This window comes from Aeromonas sp. QDB56, from assembly GCF_027705505.1.
Classification (GTDB): Bacteria; Pseudomonadota; Gammaproteobacteria; order Enterobacterales; family Aeromonadaceae; genus Aeromonas; species Aeromonas caviae.
Genome location: NZ_JAPDBZ010000311.1, coordinates 1 through 841, shown reverse-complemented (window position 1 = coordinate 841; position 841 = coordinate 1). Strand labels below are relative to the sequence as shown.

Sequence of the window (841 nt, the reverse complement as noted above, 5' to 3'; positions counted from 1 at the left end):
GTACCGATGGTGAGCTGATCGCCATTGACGGCAAGACCTTACGCAGCTCTTACGACCGCGACAGTCGCCAATCTACCATTCATATGGTCAGTGCCTTTGCCGCTCAGAATCGTCTGGTGCTCGGTCAAGTCAAAACGGATGCCAAGTCCAACGAAATTACCGCCATTCCGGAATTACTCGCAATACTCGATGTGAAAGGCTGCTTGGTCTCCATCGATGCAATGGGTTGTCAGACCGCTATTGCCTCAACCATAGTCAAAGGCGGCGGTGACTACCTGCTGGCAGTAAAAGGTAATCAACCCTCGTTGCATAGCGCCGTGCGAGCGGCGCTGGTCGAGTCAATGAACAAGCCTTTGACGGAAGAAACCGTCAGTATCGAGAAGCAACATGGTCGTATAGATGGGCGCGAGTACCATGTATTGCCAGCCGGTGCACTGGCAGAGCAATTTCCCGAGTGGAAAAACCTTAAAAGCGTTGGCGTGGCGATATCCTATCGCATTGAAAAGATGAAGAAAATATCAATGGAGTATCGCTACTACATCAGTTCAGCAGAACTGACACCGGAGCAGTTTTCCTCAGCTGTCCGGGGGCACTGGGCGATTGAAAATAGCCTGCACTGGGTTCTGGATGTCGTGATGAATGAGGATGCTTGTCAGATATATCGCGGTGATGCTCCCCAGATATTGGCTTGCACACGACACATGGCACAGAACATGCTGCGGGCCGAAACCAGCCGTAAGGCAAGCTTGCGGAAGAAGCAGCAATTTGCGGGCATGAGCAGCCCCTATCTGGAAAAGGTACTGGATGCTGGGTTGGCTAAATTGACCTCAATTTAACAATT

1 protein-coding gene is annotated in these 841 nt (G+C 51.2%); it reads left to right on the top strand.

Features of this window, described 5'->3' with window-relative positions; genetic code table 11:
- The coding region (locus OKB81_RS20620) for an ISAs1 family transposase (RefSeq protein ID WP_270805457.1) at window positions 1-836 on the top strand (836 nt) is incomplete at its 5' end.
- Between the last annotated feature and the right edge of the window lie 5 nt (window positions 837-841).